Annotated in this window: 10 protein-coding genes, 1 tRNA gene and 1 other RNA gene; 4 read left to right on the top strand and 8 right to left on the bottom strand. The window is 52.1% G+C overall.

The genetic code is table 11. From position 1 onward, the window contains the following. Positions 1-745: 745 nt before the first annotated feature. The 5 genes from LDN30_RS12695 to LDN30_RS12715 all read right to left on the bottom strand — a co-directional run bounded on the left by LDN30_RS12695 (position 746) and on the right by LDN30_RS12715 (position 13,041). Entirely contained in the window at positions 746-2,776 is a 2,031-nt protein-coding gene (locus tag LDN30_RS12695) for a hypothetical protein (RefSeq protein WP_223927466.1), read from the bottom strand. Positions 2,777-3,017: 241 nt separating this feature from the next. After that, entirely contained in the window at positions 3,018-4,709 is a 1,692-nt protein-coding gene (locus LDN30_RS12700; protein WP_223927464.1) for a RagB/SusD family nutrient uptake outer membrane protein, read from the bottom strand. Between the two features lie 22 nt (positions 4,710-4,731). Next, a complete protein-coding gene (locus LDN30_RS12705) occupies positions 4,732-7,566 on the bottom strand; it encodes a SusC/RagA family TonB-linked outer membrane protein (RefSeq protein WP_223927462.1) in 2,835 nt (944 codons plus the stop codon). A gap of 105 nt (positions 7,567-7,671) precedes the next feature. Continuing rightward, positions 7,672-9,768 (bottom strand): RagB/SusD family nutrient uptake outer membrane protein, encoded by a 2,097-nt coding sequence (locus LDN30_RS12710; RefSeq protein WP_223927460.1) that lies wholly within the window; start codon positions 9,766-9,768, stop codon positions 7,672-7,674. A gap of 39 nt (positions 9,769-9,807) precedes the next feature. Further along, positions 9,808-13,041, bottom strand: coding sequence for a SusC/RagA family TonB-linked outer membrane protein (locus LDN30_RS12715; RefSeq protein WP_223927459.1), 3,234 nt, complete (start codon positions 13,039-13,041; stop codon positions 9,808-9,810). 988 nt (positions 13,042-14,029) lie between these two features. Between LDN30_RS12715 and fldA the strand changes: the two genes are divergently transcribed. Beyond that, positions 14,030-14,533 carry a flavodoxin FldA gene (gene fldA, locus LDN30_RS12720; protein WP_223927457.1) on the top strand — a complete coding sequence of 168 codons (504 nt, stop codon included), beginning with the start codon at positions 14,030-14,032 and terminating at the stop codon, positions 14,531-14,533. A 16-nt stretch (positions 14,534-14,549) separates the two neighbouring features. After that, positions 14,550-14,903, top strand: a complete 354-nt coding sequence (locus LDN30_RS12725; protein ID WP_223927455.1) for a DUF2023 family protein — start codon at positions 14,550-14,552, stop codon at positions 14,901-14,903. 492 nt (positions 14,904-15,395) lie between these two features. Here LDN30_RS12725 and LDN30_RS12730 read toward each other — a convergent pair whose 3' ends face one another. Together LDN30_RS12730 and ssrA are read right to left on the bottom strand one after the other, a co-directional pair. Then, entirely contained in the window at positions 15,396-17,747 is a 2,352-nt protein-coding gene (locus LDN30_RS12730) for a TonB-dependent receptor (protein WP_373316567.1), read from the bottom strand. 179 nt (positions 17,748-17,926) lie between these two features. Further along, positions 17,927-18,326: a transfer-messenger RNA gene (gene ssrA / locus LDN30_RS12735) on the bottom strand. Between the two features lie 388 nt (positions 18,327-18,714). Here ssrA and LDN30_RS12740 point away from each other — a divergent pair. Continuing rightward, positions 18,715-18,933, top strand: coding sequence for a hypothetical protein (locus LDN30_RS12740; RefSeq protein WP_223927452.1), 219 nt, complete (start codon positions 18,715-18,717; stop codon positions 18,931-18,933). A 2-nt stretch (positions 18,934-18,935) separates the two neighbouring features. After that, positions 18,936-19,421, top strand: coding sequence for a DUF2335 domain-containing protein (locus LDN30_RS12745; protein ID WP_223927450.1), 486 nt, complete (start codon positions 18,936-18,938; stop codon positions 19,419-19,421). Between the two features lie 233 nt (positions 19,422-19,654). Here LDN30_RS12745 and LDN30_RS12750 read toward each other — a convergent pair. Continuing rightward, positions 19,655-19,728: transfer RNA gene (locus tag LDN30_RS12750), tRNA-Pro, on the bottom strand. Between the last annotated feature and the right edge of the window lie 500 nt (positions 19,729-20,228).

A 20,228-nucleotide genomic window follows, 5' to 3' on the forward strand; every position in this document is an offset into this window, starting at 1 on the left:
AGCCACCTGACTTTGTCAATGCGTCACCCTGAATCAAGAATAAGCTTTTGGACAATAGTCACGTACAGACTTTAGCTCCCCATGGAGCTATGGTGCTGAGGTGATGGGGACAGCCTTACGAGCAAGCTCGTCGGCTGCCCCCATCACCTCAGCACCACCCCATACGGGGGACAAAGCCTGCCCGTGACGAAAATCGCTATCGCGTAAAATTGCGCAGAGCGCATAAAATATTCAGCACCCCCTAAATCTGCTCACAATTATTTTAGAAAGCCTTGATGATATCGTCGTGGTAACGACTATTCAGTCGCTTTATTTTATGCGCTATGCGCAATTTTATGCCTTGGCAATTTTCTTCATGTACAGGCTTTGACCCCGAAAGGGGTGCTCCTCATGGAGCGTAAGACTGTACATGATTTTCTCTTTTCGTATCATCTGGAGATGGCAAGGCAATATGAGTCAGAACAAAGATATTGACTGTCTGCCGGGCTGTTAAGGAGGAGATTCCATAATTCGTAATTGCGTCACCATCAATTGCTGAAATAAGCTTATAACTAACTGATAATCAATGATGACACCTCATCCGACCAAAGATGTGATGAAGTCAGGAATCTGCGATAATGCGCAGCCGCTGCCCAATGAATCTGCGATGGCACTATAAACGCAAAAGATCCCCAGCCATCGGCGGCTGAGGATCTTCCATGTGTTGAAATCTATCTAATGTGCATTAATCTGCATGTAGGCAGAATTACTTCTTGATGAACTTCTTGCCGTTCTGGATGTAGATGCCGGCAGGAGCAGCAGCAAGGTTGTTGACACGCATACCGGTGAGAGTATAGACAGGAGCGTTGGCAACTGTGGTCTCACTAACGGTGTTGACGGTCTTAATACCATTCGGATCCTTAGCTCCTGCGCTCATAACCTGAATGCGGGCAAGCGCATTAGAGATACGGTAGAGGCCGAATCCTGTACCACTGGTGAGGTCGGCACCGGGGATAACGTCGGTGACAGGAGCGTTGTCGCAAGCGAGATACTCCTCGAGGCTGTTAACCAATGGGTGGAGAGATGACGAACCGTAGTTGTTGGTCTGAGAGAACAGAACGATATCGTCGTCCTTGACACCATTGACCTTCAGGTAGAGGCTGCTGATCCAAGAGCCAGAACCGTCGTCGCCCTTTTTACCATCGAGAACGAGGCCGATACCCTTGTACAGGTTCACGTTGACTGACGGAGTAGCAGTGAATACGACAGGAGCGGAGAGGACAGAGTCGGTGAACTCAGAAGACTTCTTGATGAAGTAAGGAATCTCGTTGTAAACGATCTTCGAGCTGTCAGCAGCGTTGTAACCGAAGTAACGGCCGTAGTCGGCGAACTTACCGGTGACGTTAGATGATGCAGCAGTGAATCCGGCAGCAGTAGCGTTGGCATCAGTCCAGTGAGCGAAGTTGTAGTCAGCGCTCTGAGTGTACTTGATGTTGTTCTCAACAGTAGAGTTGGTAGAACCGTAACCGAACGCACTTGTGGTGAGCTCGAGGGTACCCTTCGAAGGAACGGTAACCTCAGAGAGTGTGCCGAGGTCCTTGCCAGTGAGCACCTCACCGCCATCGGCAGGAGTGAAGGTGTAAGAGATGAAGAGCTGTGGTTTCAGTGTTACATCGGCGTTGTCGGCGATGAGCTGATAGGTCTTGCCGTATCCCTCATTGACGTTGACAATCTTAGCTGTCGTTGCCGGCAGAGCGATGATGTCGTTTGATACGTCGGCAGTAGCCTTCTCTGATGTAGCACTGCCAGATGTTGTCCAAGCCTCGAGAGTACCGGCCTCACAAGGATCCTCTACAAGTCCATCGTAGTTCGGGTCGTAGCTGGGGTTGTTGCTCCATACATACACACCGTCGCCGTTAGGAGTCTCGTCGTAGGTAACGGTCTGCTCAGCACCACCGTTGAAGGTGTAGTGCAGAACCTCGCCCTCGAGGAATGCCACCTGATAAAGACGCTGGTGGTTGTTGACCTTTGTCAGCGTGATAGAAGGTACGTTGGCATAGTCGGAAGCTGTCTCGTAAGACACAGAGATATTGTCAAAACGATGGTCAGCAGAATAACGTGCAGCCAGACAGTCGATACCCGATGCTATTGGGCTGACGCCCTCAGGAAGCTGGTATGTGCCCTGTGTGACTGATTCGCCTGTACCAGTGGCGACAGCGTAGTCGACGGTGCGGGCAACGGTGTCGATGTTAAGAGTGACGGTGTAGAAAGCACCTGCTGTGAGGGTGACGGTGCTGGCGGTATCGCCGTTGAGAGCGAACACCTGGTCGCCGGAAGCAGAAGCGGCATTGCCACCGTGGTTGGCATCGAGCTGTGTAAGGTCGAAGAGCCAGTTGGCATCCTTTGCCCTGTAGTTAGCGTTGAGGGCAGACTTCTTCAGAGTGTTCTCAGCAGCGCAGCTGACGACAGCGAACTCCGAAGAGGTGTGGTTGTTACCCCATGCGGTGGCACTGAAGTTGAACTGTACAGTGTAGGCTGATGTGCCGGCGCCATTGACGAGGTCCTGACCCCACCAGAGGTAGCACGAACGGTCGTTGGTGACACCCGGTGTGAAGGCGAGCAGATTGCTATAGCCGTCATTGGTGACCTTAAGCCAAGACTCATTGGTTGGAGCGTGCCAACCGTCGGGAACTGATGTACTTGACTCGAAATCCATCTTCAGAAGATTTCGTGTCGAAGCCTGTGCGCTGAAAGCTATGCTTATGAGCGCAGCCAATAATAAGTAGATTCTCTTCATAGTTAAAAGTTTAAGAATTTAGTGAATCAATTGATATTTAATTTTACTACTTTGTTTTAGATTTAAGTGTCAATGAGACTGCCGTTGCAGGTTTTCCGACGCTAAGGTACAAAGATTTTTCCTTACACGGGACAGTCTTAAACAAGTTTTTCTAAATTTAACTTGCTATGAACATGATGCCCGCGGGCCCATTGGGGAAGAGTGTGAGCCCGCCGGTCATCAGTTCTCATTGGTTGTATTCTTAGTAACCCGGATTCTGCTTGTATCCGCAGTTCAGAGCATCCTTCTGTGGCAGCGGGAAGAGATACCAGGCATCATTCCACTGACGTGTCTCGAGGACACCGGGAGCGAAGCTCATCGTGCCGTCGGCATTCTTAGTTATCGTCATCTTACGGATGGTCTTCAGATAGTCGGGAGCCTCCTTCCAACGGCGCAGGTCGTAGAAACGGTGCCCCTCGAAGGCGAGCTCGACAAAGCGCTCGTTCTCATACTTCTTCTTGAAGGCATCGAAAGAGAGACCCGTAGCGATGTCGGGCTGTCCGGCGCGCTTGCGAATCATATTGATGGCCTGTGCAGCCGTCATCGAGCATCCCTCAGGAACGGCATAGCCGCTCTTCGTAGCGTTGAGGGCAGCCTCAGCATAATCGAGGTAGAACTCGCCGAGACGGAAGGTCACCCAGATGTGGTAGAAGCTGCTGGCACCGGTATTCTTGATGATGGTTCCCTTGTTGACATACTTCTTAAGATAATAAGAGGTAGGAGTGCCATAGGTGGTGCTGCTGGAGTTGGCACCGCCGACGTATGTAGCCAGCGTGTCGTTAGGCCATATCTCGCCGTTGACAGCGACGATACTTGCCAGACGGCTGTCGCGGTTGGCGTAGGGGTTCTGCGGATCGTAGCCGCTCGTCGGGTCGTCGATGCTCTTACCGTTCTTCATCTCGAAGGCATCGACGAGGTTCTGTGTCGGGCAGTTACCGCCACCGGCATTCTCAAGTCCGATAGGGAAGTTATACTTCTCGAACGAGTTGTTGGCGGCAGTACGACGGCCGAAGATTATCTCCTTCTGTGCGTTGGCGTTGCTCCAGCTGTCGCTGGCGAACATCGCCGCATAGTTCGCCGACAGAGTCTTTCCCTCTGTGCGGGCCTCGGTGATGAGTTCCTGGCAGCGCTTGGCGGCGTCAACCCACAGGCTCTGGTCGTTCTTGTCGTTGTAGAGCGGACTTGCATGGTAGAGGGCAGCGCGGGCACGGAGAGCCATGACGGCGAGCTTGTTGGCACGACCTGTCTCCGACTGTGCCGGGTAGCCGATAGCCGTATAGTCCTCGAAAATGCTGTCCTTGATGGCTGCGCACTCGTCGTCGATGAACTTGAAGATGCTGTCGGACGGCACCTGAGGCAGCTTGTTGGCCTCGGCGGCATTCATGTCGCGGGTCTTCAGAGGCACATTCTTATAGTCGCGCACGAGCTCGAAGTAGAAGTAAGCTCGTGCCCAGCGTGCCTCGTACATATAGTTCTTATACTGCCTGACCTCGTCGCTATAGTGGATATCGAGCTGATACTGACTCCAGTCGACGTTGCCGAAACGGTCGAGGACAGCGTTGCAGTAGCTGATGCCGTCCCAGGCGTTCTTCCAGTTCTTGTTGAGGTCATCTGTAGGTCCCCAGGCACCGTTGTAGAAGTCCTCAATGGTGTTGCCGGGATGTGAGTAGACGCTCTCATCGGTAGCCGACGACAGCATAGCTCCGGAATAGTTGCCGAAGTCGTAGTCGAGATCATTGTAGATTCTCGTCATCAGACCACCGACGCGGCCGAAGGTAGCCTTAATGTAATCCTCTTCGTAGACGTTGTATTCCTTGTAGTTCATCTCATCGGAGCACGACGAGAAGGTGAGCAAGGCCGCTGTCGACACCAGTAATATGTTTCTGAGTTTCATATCTTATTCTTCGTTATGTTTGTTAGAATGTTACTTGCGCACCAACGACGAGACTGCGTGTCAGAGGGTTGGTAGCACCATACGACTCGGCGTTGACCTCATCGAGATGGTCGAAGGTGAAGAGGTCGACACCACGGACGTAAACCTTGACGGCGTTGATGAATCCCGACTTCTCCATGAGAGTCTTCGGCAGATTATAGTAGACCTCGAGGTTGCGGAGCTTGAAGAAATCGCGGCTGCGCACCCAGAAGGAGCTGGTCTGATAGTTGTTGGCGTTGCTCGACGAGCTCAGGCGCGGGAACTCAGCATCCTGGTTGGTGCTTGTCCAGCGGTGGTCGTAAACGTACTGCGAGAGTGTGCGGTTGGAGATGAGTCCCCAGTAATAGCCGGTGGTGTTGAGGATGGCTGAATAGTGGGCCACGCCCTGGAAGAGAGCGTCGACACCGAATCCCTTATACTCTGCGCCGATATGGGCTGTGTAGTAGATTTCAGGAGCGACGGTGCTATAGCCGAGTTTCACACGGTCGTTGGCATCGATCTTTCCATCGCCGTTGATGTCGGCATACTTGATGTCGCCGGGACGGACGGCCGAGAAGGTCTGCGTCGGCGAGTTGTCGATGTCGGCCTGGTCCTTGAAGAGTCCTACAGCCTTCAGACCCCAGATGCTGTTGAGGGGATGACCGGTTGTGCGGAGGTTAACGTAAGGCTGCGGCTGCTCGTCCTGCTCAACGATACGGTTCTTGTTGTAAGAGAATGTACCACCGAGGTTGAATTTCACCGGGCCGAAGTTATGAGTCCAGTCGAGCGAAGCCTCGAAACCGTGACTGTTGACCTGACCGTCGTTCATATAAGGAGCGTCGAAGCCGATGACAGAACCATAGGCACCCGCTGCCGACACCCAAATCTGATTACGGGTCTGGAACCAGTAGTCGATCTGTGCGTTGAGTTCGTTGAAGAGGCTGATATCAAAACCGAAGTTGAACTTATCGGCAATCTCGTGACGCGGATTGACGGTAGCCATCTGTCCGATGTTCGTACGGCCGAAGTTGGAGTCATAACCCGAGTTAAACGGATATGTGACACCATCGGTGGTATAGCTCTGAGTGTAATAAGTCCATACGTTGTCGCCCGGCAGGTAGTCGGCGTTGAGACGGCCGTAAGAAGCGCGGAACTTCAAGAGGTCGAGCCACTTGAGATTCTTCAGGGCGTTGTGCGAGCTGATAACCCATGCACCGCTGATTGTCGGCGACACAGCCCACTTTGTACCTGGAGCGAGACGTCCCGACCCCATGCCTACGAGCGACATCTCGAGGATGTAGCGGTTGCGGTAGCTGTAGTGGTTGAGCCAGCTGACAGTCTGACGTGAGAACGTATTGTTGAGTCCTGTCGAACTGAGATACTCGTAACCCCACTTCAGCGAAGAGTACCAGTAGTGGTGGTGTGGGAAGTGATTCTCGTAGTTGAGTCCGGCATCGAAGTTGAAATGACGGTTGAAAGCGTTCAGACTTGCACTCTTGCTCTGTGTTCCGTACTCACCGCCCTGTGTGGCTCCTGTGCCCACGGGCTCACCCGATGTCCAGTCGGTACCTGTATAGAAGGTATAGGGGAATGTCTTACTGTGGTTCTCGTAGAGAGTGTTGTAGACATCATATCCTATGCGTGCCGTTGCCGACAAGCCCTTGAGGAACATTCCGAGGTCCTGGTTGAGGGTGAGGTCGGTGTAGAGGGCGCGCTCGTTGATCTTATAGTAAGCAGCACCGGCGGTGTTGGCCACGGGGTTGTTGGTGCCGGCCCATGTGACAGAGCCGCCCCAGAGCCCTGTATCGGTATTCTTCACCGGGAAGGCTACTGACGGCAGAGCGTAGACAAGTCCCCATAGATCGGTGGCATTGCCCGGACGCGACATCTCGGCGAGGACACCGAGGGTGTTGATCTTCATCTTCGTTGTCGGGGTGAGGTCGACATCGAGGTTCATGCGCAGGTTACCACGCACGTACTTATCCTGGGTATTGTTGCCGTTGTCGTCCTTGGTGTTGCGGATGAAACCCTTATCGGAGAGGAGGTTCACCATAGTATAATAGCGGAAGCGGTTTGTACCGCCGGTGAACTCAGCCGTAACCTTGTTTGTCACACCATGATGGCGGAAGGTCTCGTCGACCCAGTTCACGTTAGGATAGAGGTTGGGATAAGCGCCTGAGCGGAAAGCCGCAATCTCCTGGTCGGTATATTTCGGAGCCGCACCCTCGTTGGCGAGGGCCTCGTTCATGGCGTTAGCATAGGTAGCAGCGTCGAGGAACTTAGGACGGTCAATCTGATAGTTGAACAGATGGTCGTAGCTCACCTTCAGCTGCTTGGAATTGTACGTACCGCGCTTTGTGGTGATCATGATGGCACCGTTGATGCCCTTGTAGCCGAAGAGTGCCGTAGCAGCGGCATCCTTGAGGATCTCGACGTGGTCGACCTCATTAGGGTCTATGACTGAGAGGTCGCGCTCGAGTCCGTCGACGAGAATCAGCGGTGAGTTGTTGCTGAGGGTCTGCAAGCCACGGACGTAAAATGTCGGGTTGGCAGCGAAGTACGACCCAGCGTTCTGCAACGACACGAGGCCGTTGCCGCCCTGTCCGATGATGGAGTTGCCGATATCCTTCGACGACCGCTGATTGACGTGCTTGTTCTCAATGACGGTGACGGCGGCAGTCGACTGCCTGCGGTCGAAGTTCTTGTTCGCACCCACCTCAATGGCCTGACCGATGAAAGCGTTAGCGGCCTTCGCAGTGTCGATGTCGGCGGTCTGGGCAGCTGCCGGCATCACGCTTCCGGCGAGCAGTGAGATGGCGAATATATGTTTATAGTTCATTGTTGTCGATTTTTTAGTTATAGTGTACTATTGTCGATGGCAATGCTACCGGCGGCGCGCCCCATGTGTGGGGCTGTTGTCGCGCCGGATTATCGCATCGAGCTATTACCATCCAGGGTTCTGAACGAGTCCGTAGCCCTTGTTGATCTCACTCTGGGGGAACGGCCACAGATACCACCGTGTCACCTCCGGCGAGTTCGGGTCCATGCCCCACAGAGCGTGGCGGCGGTTCTGGATCTCAAACTTCTCGTATTCGAAGCGTGTAGGCTCCGAGGCAGCACCGTTGGCATCCTTGTCGGGACCTATCCATGCGTTGTAGTTGCGCACCCACTGTCCTTTCGAGTTACGCTGCATACGGTAGGTGATGATTCCATGGAGCTGGGTGGTCATCCACTCGCCTTTCTTATAGCGGATCATATCGTAGTAGTGGTTGTTGCTCAGACCGAGCTCGCAGGCACGCTCACGAAGAATCTCGTTGATGACATCGTCCTTGTTGGCTGTCCATGTGGCAGCAGGAATCTGCTTGTCGTTGGCATCGTAGATAGGGAAGTTCTCGATGTTGGCGAGTCCTACGCGGCGGCGCACGACATTGACCTGCTCGAGGGCTCCGCTGAGGTTGCCGGTCTGAGCCAGACACTCAGCATACATGAGGTACATCTCGTCGAGGCTGAGGTAAACCCACTGACAGTACTTACGAAGGTAGTCCTGGTTCATATAATATTTGTTCTGGTCGTAGCCGGTAGCATACCGTGCTGTGAGCTGCTCCTGGAGAATGGTGCCGAGGCTGTCGCTGTGGCTGGCCACATGGTTGCTGGCATCGTTACCGCCGACCCAGAGCTCGTAGATATCGCCGTTTGACTTTCCCGATGTCCAGTCGAGCGACTTCTGCTGTCCGTTGACGATACACTCCTCGTAGAGTCGCGGGTCGCGCTGTGCAGTCTTGACGACACCGCCACGCACAGCCTTGTAGCGATAGAAGAGGTGACCGTTGGCACCCTCGATGTTTCCGGCAGCGAGGTCAGCCTTCCAGTTGAACGGCTTTCCTGATGACCATGGGAACATCTCGATGTACTCCTCGGTAGGCAGACAGTTCTGGCGTGCGGGGTTGTCGAGCCACTGGTGCCAGGTGTAAGTACCCGACTTGAATGCGTCGACGGTGAGCACACGTGTGGAATGGATAATCTCGTGGCTGCCCTGGAAGGCGTAGCCCTTGCGATAAGCCTGACGGTAACCGTCGGGGTCTTTCTTACATCCCACCTCTTCCGGTGTTGTCAGGTGGTACCAGCCCTTGGCACCGAGCTCATTGAAGAAGTCCTGGCAGGCCTTCAGAGCGCGCTGCCAGCGTGCGGGATCGTAGTTGCCGTACCATACGAGGTGCTGCTTCTCTGCCTCCGATGTGCCACCATAGTAGCCCTGGGCGGAGTTGAAGAGCGGTGAAGCGGCGAAGGTCAGGATCTTGGCTTTCAGAGCCATGGCACCGGCCTCGGTCCATCGTCCGATATTATTTGTAGAGTCGGTCTCGGTTGTATTGCCGTCGTAAGCCCAGCGCAGAGCCTTGGAGTCGATGGCCGAGTCGAGGAGGTTGACCATGAAGTTGACCGTTGAGTCGACCGACGCACGCGGCAGGGTGTAAGTGCCCTCGGTACCGCTGTAGGCATGGTCGACGAGGGGCAGTCCGCCGTAAACAGCGAAGAGGTCGAAGTAGCGGGCGGCGATGAGGCACTGAGCCTGCGCCTTCATGCTTGCCTTCTGCTCAGCCGACAGTCCCGGCACTGTGGGCAGGTGGCTGATGAGTTTCCATCCGGCGCGCACAGCCTGCCACACGTTGTCGTTGGTATAGGAGAGCAATGGTGTCTGTGTGGCGTCGAGCGTACCCGAATAGTAAGCGTTGTAGATGGTGTTGTTGTTCCAGTGCATCACCCAACAGTCGGTGAGCTGGTCGAACTTTCCTGTCCATGGACTGACGCTGTTGCCGCAGTTGTTGTTGTATGGCAGTCCGTAATATTGCAGCGCGTAGATGGAGTTGAGATACTGCTCCGTGTATGTTGCACTGTTGAAGACGGTGTCCTCAGTCACGGAGTTTCCCGATGCCTTGTCGAGGAACGAGTCGCCGAAGGCCACCTTATCGGTACACGACGTGAAGGCGAAGGTGCCGACGAGTACTGTGGCCAGTGCTATGATTATTCTTGATTGGATTTTCATATCTTGTTGAATCCTTATATTATATATAATGTGTATCAGCTAAAAACCGAGTTTCAGAGAGATGGTGTACGTACGCTGCAACGGATACGATGGCGACGATGACGCTCTTGTCTCCGGGTCACCCCACTTGTACGGTGTGACGGTGAAGAGGTTATAGCCGCTGAGGGCAAGCTGCAGCTGGTTCAGACCGAGGGTGTGCATCCACGGGAAGCGGAAGTCGTAAGCCACCTGGAGGGTCTTCAGACGCAGATACTTGGCATCCTTCTCATAGAGGGTAGATGTGGCGTAGTTCTGTACGGCGTTCTCCCATGTAGCACGCGGATACTCAGCACTCTGCGACGGATTGTCGGGAGTCCAGGTATTGTCGACATGATACTGCAGCAGACCACCGTCGTTGTTTGACGACGAACGGTAGAACGGCTGACGGAACACATCGGAGATGAGACGGGTGACGTTCCATGCTCCAGTGAACTGTGCGCTCATCGACAGTCCCTTCCACTGGAATCCGAACTGCAGACCGGCGATATACTGCGGGTCGTCGGTGTAGCCATTGTCGCGCGACATATCGTTAGCGTCGATAACTCCGTTCTTGTCGAGGTCGACATACACTGCGTCACCCGGCTTGAGTTTCTTGACGATCTGCTTTGGGAAAGCTGAACCGAACTCCTTCTCGTAGTCGGCCTCAGCACCATCGTAGTAGTACTTCCAGAACTTATACATCGAGCGTGCGCCGATGCGGTGTCCTTTCTGATACTGATAAGCGTTGTTCATAGGTGCCTCCTTCATCTCGAGCACCTCATTCTGGTTGTACGACAGGTTGAGCTTTGCCCAGTAGCGGAAGTTGTCGCCAATCTTGTCGTTCCATCCTAAGCTGACCTCCCATCCCCATGAGTGAGCCACACCGAGGTTGGCAAGCGGAGCCGTGAAACCGATGAACACCGGAACGGTATTATCGGATACGAAGATGTTCTTACGATGCTCGTGGTACCAGTCGGCGGTCATCGTCAGACGGTCCTTGAGGAAGTTGATGTCGATACCGTAGTCCTGCTTGAAAGCGCGCTCCCACGTCACGTCGGGGTTGTGCTTGCTGGCCTCCACGGCACCATATTTTGTTGTTCCGTTCTCCACACCGAAGTTGTAACCGTATGCACCGCCGTCTTTTCCGGTACGGTTGAAGAGTGCTGTCTGGTTCACGTTGTACGGGTCGGGAGTATAATAGAATCGGTATGCAGATCCGAGCCAGTCGCTACCTACGAGACCCCACGATGCGCGGAGCTTCAAGAAGGATACGACTTTCTTTAGCGGCTTGAAGAATTTCTCCTCGCTGACGACCCATCCCACTGATCCTGCTGGGAAGAATCCGTAGCGCTTGCCGGGAGCGAAGTTCTCCGAACCGTTGTAACCCATGTTGAACTCGGCCATATACTTATAGTCGTAGTTGTAGGTGACACGTCCCACGAGTCCCACGTATCCGTGAGGGATGTCTGAATAAGAACCGTTCGGATAGTATGTCTTACTCTGGTTGTAGAGGACGAGTCCGCTGAAGTCGTGCTTGCCGAAGCGGCGTGCGTAGTTGAGGGCGGTCTCGAAATACCAGTTACGGCCTATGCCGTGCGTCTCAGAGTACGATGGTGGTGTGTAGTCGCCGTTCTTGCGCAGAAGCATATTATAAAGAGGTATCTGCGCATCGGCATCGCTGTATATGACGTTGCCGGCCTCATCGGTGGCGGCACGCAGTACCGGGGTATAAGTAGCTATTGCTGAGCTGCCCTGTTTGTAAACGAGGAAGTTACTGTTGTATGAACCTTTAATCTTCCACGACAGTCCCTTGGTGATGAAGTCGAGTTTCTGATTCAACTGCAGGTCGACGCTCATCTTGTTGTTCTCGGTGTTCATGAATCCCGAGCCGTAGTACGACATACCGTTCTGGCCGATGAACGGCAGTACCTCTCCATCGGGGTTGTCGGCAGCGTCATTACCGTTGGCGATGAGCTTTCCGTCGACGATACCCGGACTGGAGAATGGTGTTGCCCAGTACATGTTGACGATCATTCGTCCTGATCCGAGACCGGTGTATGGTTTCTGTGCCTTGTCAAGGACACCGGAGAGATTAGCCGAGAGGGTCGTCGTCGGCGTGATATCGAGGTCGATGTTGGCACGATAGTTGAAACGCTTGTAGCGGTAGTCGTTGGTGTACTGCTGGTCGAACTGCTTGAAGAGTCCGCCCTGTGTGAACATACCTCCGCTGACGAAGTAGCGCAGCTTCTTCGTGCCTCCGGAGATGTTGACGTTGGTCTGCGTCTGCAGGGTGGCGTCCTTCATAAGATAATCCGTCCACCGGGTATTCGGGAAGCGGATAGGATCGTCGCCGGTGCGGAAGTGATTGATGACATCATCGCTGAAGTAAGGAGTGAGACCGTCGTTGGCACGCATCTGATTGTAGAAGAGTGCGTAGTCGAGCGAGGAGGCCTGCTTGACCATCTTCGTAGGTGTAAGAGCGGAGAATGATGTCGATGCCGATATCTTGGCCTTTCCCTCGGCACCACGCTTGGTGGTGATAAGGATGACACCATTAGCACCACGGACACCGAAGACGGCTGTTGCCGATGCATCCTTCAGGACGGTGATGCTCTCGATTTCGTTCGGGTCGATGTCGCTCATCGTGCGTTCCACACCATCGACCTGTATCAGCGGTGAGGAGTTCTCCCACGATCCCTTACCACGGACGAAGATGCTGGCAGCATCGCTGCCCGGCTCTCCCGACATCTGGACGGTGGTCACACCGGAGAGCTGTCCGGCGAGCACATTATTAATAGAAGACACCGGAGTGCGGACGAGATCCTCACTCTTCACTGACGAGAGGGCACCGGTGACGGTCACCTTCTTCTGCGTGCCGTAGGCCACAACCTCGACACCCTGCAGAGTAGTATCCTCCACCTTGAGCTGAATCCTCATGTTGTTTGATGCCGACACCGTCTGTGTGACGTATCCCACATACGATATCTTCAGACGAGTCCCAGGCTTGACGTTGATAGTGAAGTTACCATCAAGATCGGTGATGGCACCATCCTTCGTTCGTCCGTCAACCAAGACAGTAGCACCGATGACAGGATCGCCGTTCTCATCGACGACGGTACCATGCACCGAAGACTGCTGAGCCTCCTGAGTCTCTGCCCATGCTTTCTGCACGCCAAAGGCGGGAGTAAGCGACAAAGCAGCACATAATGCTGTTGCGGGTATCAGTCTACCCCTAAACCACTTCGTTTGTTGCATATTAGGCTATTTAGTTTTTGATTTGTATCTAAATGGATTGATTTGTCACGCTGCAAAGTTATTTAAAAAATACAATATATAATAATTTTTGGACTTTACTTCTTGACAATCAACTTTCAATTCTGATTTATGTATAATTTTTTGAAGTGGAATGTTAAATATCGTTGAAACATATACAATTCCTTTACGATTATTTATTCTTTATTAACCATCCGCATTTCAGATTCCTGCCGTCAGCAACCCCGCTTCTACATATTATATAATGTATGCGCACGACATAGCGGCCAAGACTGGCATCGTATTGCCAACGTAATCGGCTTGCAGGGTGGGTAGGCAGGGTTAGGGCCGTCCGGACGCTCGACAGACCGAATATATTTATTTGCCTCTTCGAGACAATAGCCTTTGTCGCATGTTTGTGTGCACATGCTATTACCAACGTCAATATTTGGCCAATATCTAATACTTATATATGATGTCTTTGTGTTTTTCCTAATGCAAAGATACAAAATTTTTGAGGCGAATGCAAGCTTTTTGCAAAATAAATTTTTCCGTGTTGTGATTTTTCTTATCTAAACTTCAAAGACTATACCTTTGTATACACTAACATGTATAATTCGCAATCAATTAAATGTAAATAAAAATCTATTACGATTTTCCTTCGGTTTTTCTTATTAATTTACAAACTTTTGCTGTGGCGATGTAAACATGAATTTTAAATTGTGGGTCATAAACCTCTCTAACCAATTATGAACATATCGGCCCACGGGAAATATCCAGTGCGCCTACATATCATGTTTCCGATGCGCTGAAAATCATGGGGGGCGTAATATTCGTGCAACAGACATACCCTTTTCGTAATCTGTGTGGCTTGGCGAGGAACTTTCTTGATGCTCCCCCTCCCCCCGACTTTTCATCTTTTTTAGGTATTGCCGCGACGGAATAATGTTCTTACCTTTGCAACCGGACAAATGCAATAATATATAATGATATGAAGAAAACAGCAATTATCTACGGGTCGTCCACGGGGACGTGTGAGGACCTGGCCAAGCGGTTGGCCGACAAACTCGGTGTCGACGCATCCGATGTTCTCGACGTAGCCAATATTGACGAGCAGACGGTGGCAAAATACGACAACCTCATCCTCGGTACCTCCACATGGGGTGCCGGCGAGATGCAGGACGACTGGTACGACGGTGTGAAGACACTGAAAGCCGCCGGACTCAGCGGAAAGACGGTGGCTCTCTTCGGCTGCGGCGACTCGGAGAGCTACTCCGACACGTTCTGTGGCGGTATGGCCGAACTCTGTAACGAGGTCGAGGGTGCGGGTGCAAAGGTCATCGGACAGGTCTCTACCGACGGTTATACCTATGATGATTCCGAGGCCGTCGTCGACGGAAAATTCGTTGGACTGGCCCTCGACGAGGTCAACGAGAGTGACAAGACCGACGAGCGCATGGACGCTTGGGTAGAAGCAATAAAACCAGAACTTTAAAAAACCGTAATCCGTTATGCAACAGACTGATACTATTCCTGCCGATATCCGTGTGCTCTCAGAGCAGATATACCAATATAAGAAAGGTGTGCGACAGATGGTGCTCTGCACCTTTCCCGAGCGGTATGAGTCTTTAGCCATAAAGAAACTCAGCAGTCAGGCTATCGACTATATTGTCCAGCCTGTTGGCAACGGACGGATAAATCTCTATTTCGGGCGTAAGGCGTGTGTCGAGGCCATCCAGTATATCATCAGCCGTCCGCTCAGCGACATCTCGCCCGAGGAAGATTTCATCCTCGGTGCCCTCCTCGGCTACGACATCACGATGCAGTGTGAACGCTACTGCAAGCGGAAAGGACAACGCAATTAAATTGGCCTCCCTACAGCATGAAGCGGCAGAGATTCGGTCTGACGGCCGACCCGGCGACCACGAGTGCCGCCCCTGCAAGTGGCTCGTTAACGCTCATACGATATGCTGGCTAACGCGCAAGGAGCATAGTGCAGTTTGCCCATTGGCTTCTTCCGGCCCTTACCCTGTCTATCCGCACCTTGCAAGTGTGTAGGTGCACCTGCATTGAAAATCGTATCATCCGTGTTGTCCGTGCGGAACGGGCTGTCTGTTCTTATGCGAACGATACGAATTTTACGAGAATCAACTACAAAGCCACAAGCGCTATAGGGGAATTTATAGCGTTTGTGGCTTTGTCGTTTCTGCGGGTCTGAAGCATAGACTCGAAATCGCGCATTGCCGTTCATCTGTCAGCGAGTGGGTTAAATCTCAAACCGCCCACGACAGTTTATCTGTCTGGCCGGTGAGCTAACTCTCGAACCGCGCGCTGTCGTTTATCTGTCGGCCGGTGGGTTAAAACTCGAACAGCACACGACCGTTTATCTGTCGGCCGGTGAGATAGTTGGGTACGGCATACTGCTGGTTGGTGACGTCGGTTACCCAATAATATGAGTTCACGTTGCTGATGCCGAAGAGGTTGAGACAGTCGAGGCCTAACCATATATTCTTGAAGATACTGTTCTTCGTTCGCTCGTGATTGTCGTAGAGGCGGTAGCTCATTCCGATGTCGACACGCTTGTAGGCCGGCGCGCGGAATGACGACCGCTCCAGTTCGCGGTGAGGGGCCGAGAACGGCAGTCCGTCGGCGTAAGCTAATTTGAGGTTCATCTTCCACCGCGTCGTCCCCGGGAAGAAATCGGTGAAGAAGAGGTTCACGCTGTATCGCTGGTCGGTAGGCAGCGGAATGCTGCGCCCGTTGAGGTTCATCTTCGTGTTCATCAGCGAGAGGGTGAGCCACGAGTCGCTGCCCGGGACGAACTCGCCGAAGAGTTTCAGGTCGAGACCTGCGGCATGACCACTGGCGCTGTTGTCGCCGTAGTAGACCACTTTCACGTTGTTGACCGAGTAGGGGATAAGTCGCGAGATAGCTTTATAGTATAGTTCGGCAGAGAATTTGAACGGTCGCTCGAGCATGTTGAACCTGTAGTCCATTGATGCGATGAAGTGTATGGACCGTTGCGACTTGATGTTGCGGTTGAGGTTGGCGTAGGTTATGCCGTTGACCGTTGTCGTATCGCGCAGCTCCTTGTAGAACGGAGCCTGATAGTATAGTCCCGTGGCGAAGCGGAACGTCAGATTGCGGTTCCATCCCGGCGTTATCGACAGCGACACGCGCGGCGAGAAGAGGCTCTCACCGTTGAAGTTCCAGTGGGCGAAGCGCACACCGTAGTTGAGCGTGTAGAGCGTCGGCAGCGAGTCGTTGCGGCTCTGGAAGTGCCAGTTGTCCTGGAGGTAAGCCTCTGTGCGGTTGCCGTTGAGGCTGTTTCGCGCCCTTAGCGAGTAAATCATGTACAGGTCGTTGCCGGTGTGAGGCACACTGTAGCCTGCCGAGTCGCGGTATTCATATTCGGCCGAGTTCTCGCGTATGCGCTCAATCTTGTACGTCACGGCACCCTCGACATTGTGTTTGGCCGTCTTGTGGCTCACCATGAGCTTGACACTCTTGACGTTAGCCTTGAGATAGTCGCGGGAGTGCTCCATGTACGTGCCCACGCCGAGGTTCTCCGATGTCTCCGTCTGCGTCAGCCAGTACTGTCCCTGTATGTCGTAGCGCTCCTGCTCCTTTGTCCAGAAAGCCGATCCGAGGAGCGAGATGCTCGTCTTGTTGTCCTTGAGTTTATGCGTTATGGCCACGGTACCGAAATAGGTGCGGAAGAGGTCCTTCTCCTGACCGTCGAAATAAACGCGGAAACTGCGCACGTTCTCGAGCGTTCCGAACCGTGTCTCGCGGTCCTCGGGTTGGAAATTATAGTGGTTCTCCGATATGTTTCCGATGAAGTCGACCTGCCAGTTTGTCTTTGGCCGCCAGCTGAGATATGTCTGATAGTCAAGGAAATTCGGCCTGTACTCACCCTCTGTCTCCAGCGATCCGAGCAGATAGCGGTTCGTCTTGTAGCGCAGTCCGTTCGTCCAGGTGAGCTTTTTCGTTGCCAGTCCCAGGTAGCCGCTGGCTCCGAGGAGCGATGCTGCGATGCTCCCTTCGGTCTGCTTTGGCCGTTTGTATGTGATGTCGAGTGCCGAGCTCATCTTGTCGCCGTATTTGGCTTCGAAACCGCCGGTCGAGAATCCAATCTTGTCGACCATATCGGGGTTGATGATGCTCAGTCCCTCCTGCTGTCCGCTGCGTACGAGGAACGGCCGGAACACCTCTACATTGTTGATATACACCGAGTTTTCGTCGAACGATCCACCACGGACGTTGTACTGGCTCGACAGCTCCGAGTGGGTCGACACACCGGCCTGCGACTGTATTAGCTCCTCGACGGCGTTGCCCGTTGCCGACGGTGCAGTCTTCATGTCCTTCGTGTCGAGTTGCTTTGTGGTGCCGTGCTGCGGTGTCTGTCCCTCGACGACGACCTCGCCGAGCATATTGTCGTCGGCGAGCTGCACCTGGAGGGTCTGCTTGCCGCGTGGACGGTGTAGAATGCGCGTTTTCGATTTGTATCCCACCATGGCGAAGACCACCTTCACCGTGTCGGCACTCTGCAGGTCCATGTGGAACTCGCCCTTGAGGTTGGTCATGACGAGCTTGCCCTGGGCCAGCACCGAGACGCTGGCCAGCTCTATGGGGTTGCCGTCCTTGTCGGCAACCCGCCCCTGAAGGGTGAACGTCTGTGCCGCGGCTCCGAGCGAGAGGAGGATCATGCACACGACGGCGTATATTCTGAATGTCTTGATGTTCATATTATTGTATAAACGTCCGGCGCGCCGTTTTATTGTGCCGGAGACCGTCGGGATACCGAAAAGGTGCGGCGGAACGGTCGGCGGCGGGCTACAGAAAAGAAAAAACCTGCCACAGGGAAGTGACAGGCTGTAAGCCGATTGGGTGGAGCTGGTGGGATTCGAACCCACGTCCGCACAAGGAAATCATATGCTTTCTACACGCTTATTCCGGCCTTCGGTTTTCGTGCAGCTGCAAGACCCGGACCACCAACAACTGCCTTATCCCCTAAAAATTCACACTACGGCCGGGGCACCGGAGTGCTATTTCCGATTTAATCTGCACCGCTTGACCTTTGGATTCGGAACAACATCCGCGGAGCGATGTCTCGTCGCATCACCTTGTGACGCGATTAAGCCAGTAACTTACTGTACTTCGGTTAGGCAGCGAGAGCGTAATTGTTTTCGCCAATTAATTTTTGTTCACTCAGATTAAGGAGCTAGCCAACGAGGCTCCGCGTGCTTACATACCATCTCGTCTTGCCGTCAAATCCAGTCAACCCCAATGATATGTAGTCTGCAAAGGTATGAAATTCTTTTCTTATCTCCAAATTCTTTCCCCATTATTTTTCTTTCTTTTTGCTCTAAAAACAGGCTAATATTCTGAAATTTCTTTACTCCCTCTTCGCGGCATATCGTTTCGCACGCTAAAACGGGCCGTTTTGCAGCCTCAAATGGTTCAATTTATACATCCTAATCCGTATATTAAACTCCGAATAATAAGCAGGCTCTATATGCTAACGTACTCTACTACCATGAGATAACGCCACCAATTAACGCACGATTCAATTCAAAGTGTCCAATTTAATGTTAAATAACAGAAATGGTTTGGTCTTTTGACAAGAAATTACTTATTTTGCATACCTAACAAATGCTTAACTCCAAATGCCACATGAAGAAGAATCATAAGTATACAACAAAAAGCTCCACAGCTGGATTGAGACATTGCCTGCCGAATTTCAAAACCGGTTTGGAATCTATGACCATCTTAAGGCTTGACAATCCTTTCAAGAAATATATGCGTAGCAATGATATAACTGATATGCGCGAGGATTGGATGGCCATCGGTGGCGATTTAAAACGAGCTATGCGTGAATATTCCAAGATGTAGATATGAGTGAAAAAGATAAAGATCAAATAGATAGCCACGTCTCTGAAAACCCATCTATAGTTGATATCAACAAGGTCATTGACGGCATTAAGGATCCAAAGCAACGTTCTATCATCGCTCATGCCTTCTCAGCTATGGTAGAAAGGAAAACATTCAGTGGGCCTCTCCCCGCTCCCGAGGACTTCAAGGCTTATCAGGATGTCATGGCGGATGCCCCGGAGCGTATCCTTACGATGGCAGAAAAGCAGATGGCTCACCGTTTCGAATGTGAAAAGAAGATCATTGACTCACGAATCAGGGAGAGCCGAATTGGCCAAATTATGGCTTTCATTATTGCAATATTCAGTATAGGCATTGTTTGTTTTCTTGGTTATAAAGGGCACGATTGGCTTGCAGGTTCTATAACGGCAATAATTGTAGGGCTTGCAAGTATATTTCTTTTCAAGAAAAGCAAAGAAGAGGAAAAAGACGACGCGGAAAATTCATGAATGCTGAAAACTATTTAAGCAAACAACAAGATTAGTAAAAATTTGGGTCGTTGCTGGTGTGTGCGAGCCTTTTGTTTACACCTAAGGAATTAAAGGATTCAATCGATAACTTTTAAAATCAAAGAATAATCCAACAAGGTTTTACATCGAAACCTATCCAATAATCCCATTCCTCTTAACTAACAGACACAAAAAAAGTGACTGGAATACCCAATCACTTATTGCATTTTTTGTCGGGAAGACAGGATTCGAACCTGCGACCACCTGGTCCCAAACCAGGAGCGCTACCGGACTGCGCTACTTCCCGTTGAGGTGTTTTCTGTTTTGCGAGTGCAAAGGTACAACATTTTCTTAGCAATTCCAAATTTTTCACGATATTTTTTTAAGGATATTGCAAGCGGGTGAAATACAGATGATTGTAAATGCCACACATTAGGGTCGAGACGGATAGTTTTGGACGAATAAGACGAAAGGGCACATGGCAGTGGCCCGTCGACCAGAATATTGTGAATGCGTTAATTATCCGCTTGCAGGGGCGGTTCTCGTGGCCGTCCGGTCAGCCGTCAGACCAAATATCTTCAACTTGACACGTAGGTTGGGATGGCAATCATTATTTGCCGTCATCCGCGGATAACCACTACCCCAGCCTATCCACAACCTGCAAATGAATCACGATGGCAAAGAATCGGCTGCAGATTCCCATGTCAATACATCCTAAGAGCACGAAACTTGATGATTATTCTTTGTCCGTTTATCACAGAATCAGCGCTCAATCCGCCTGCAATTACGGCACAATTCGTAATCACC

It is taken from the genome of Prevotella lacticifex (assembly GCF_019973375.1).
GTDB lineage: Bacteria > Bacteroidota > Bacteroidia > Bacteroidales > Bacteroidaceae > Prevotella > Prevotella lacticifex.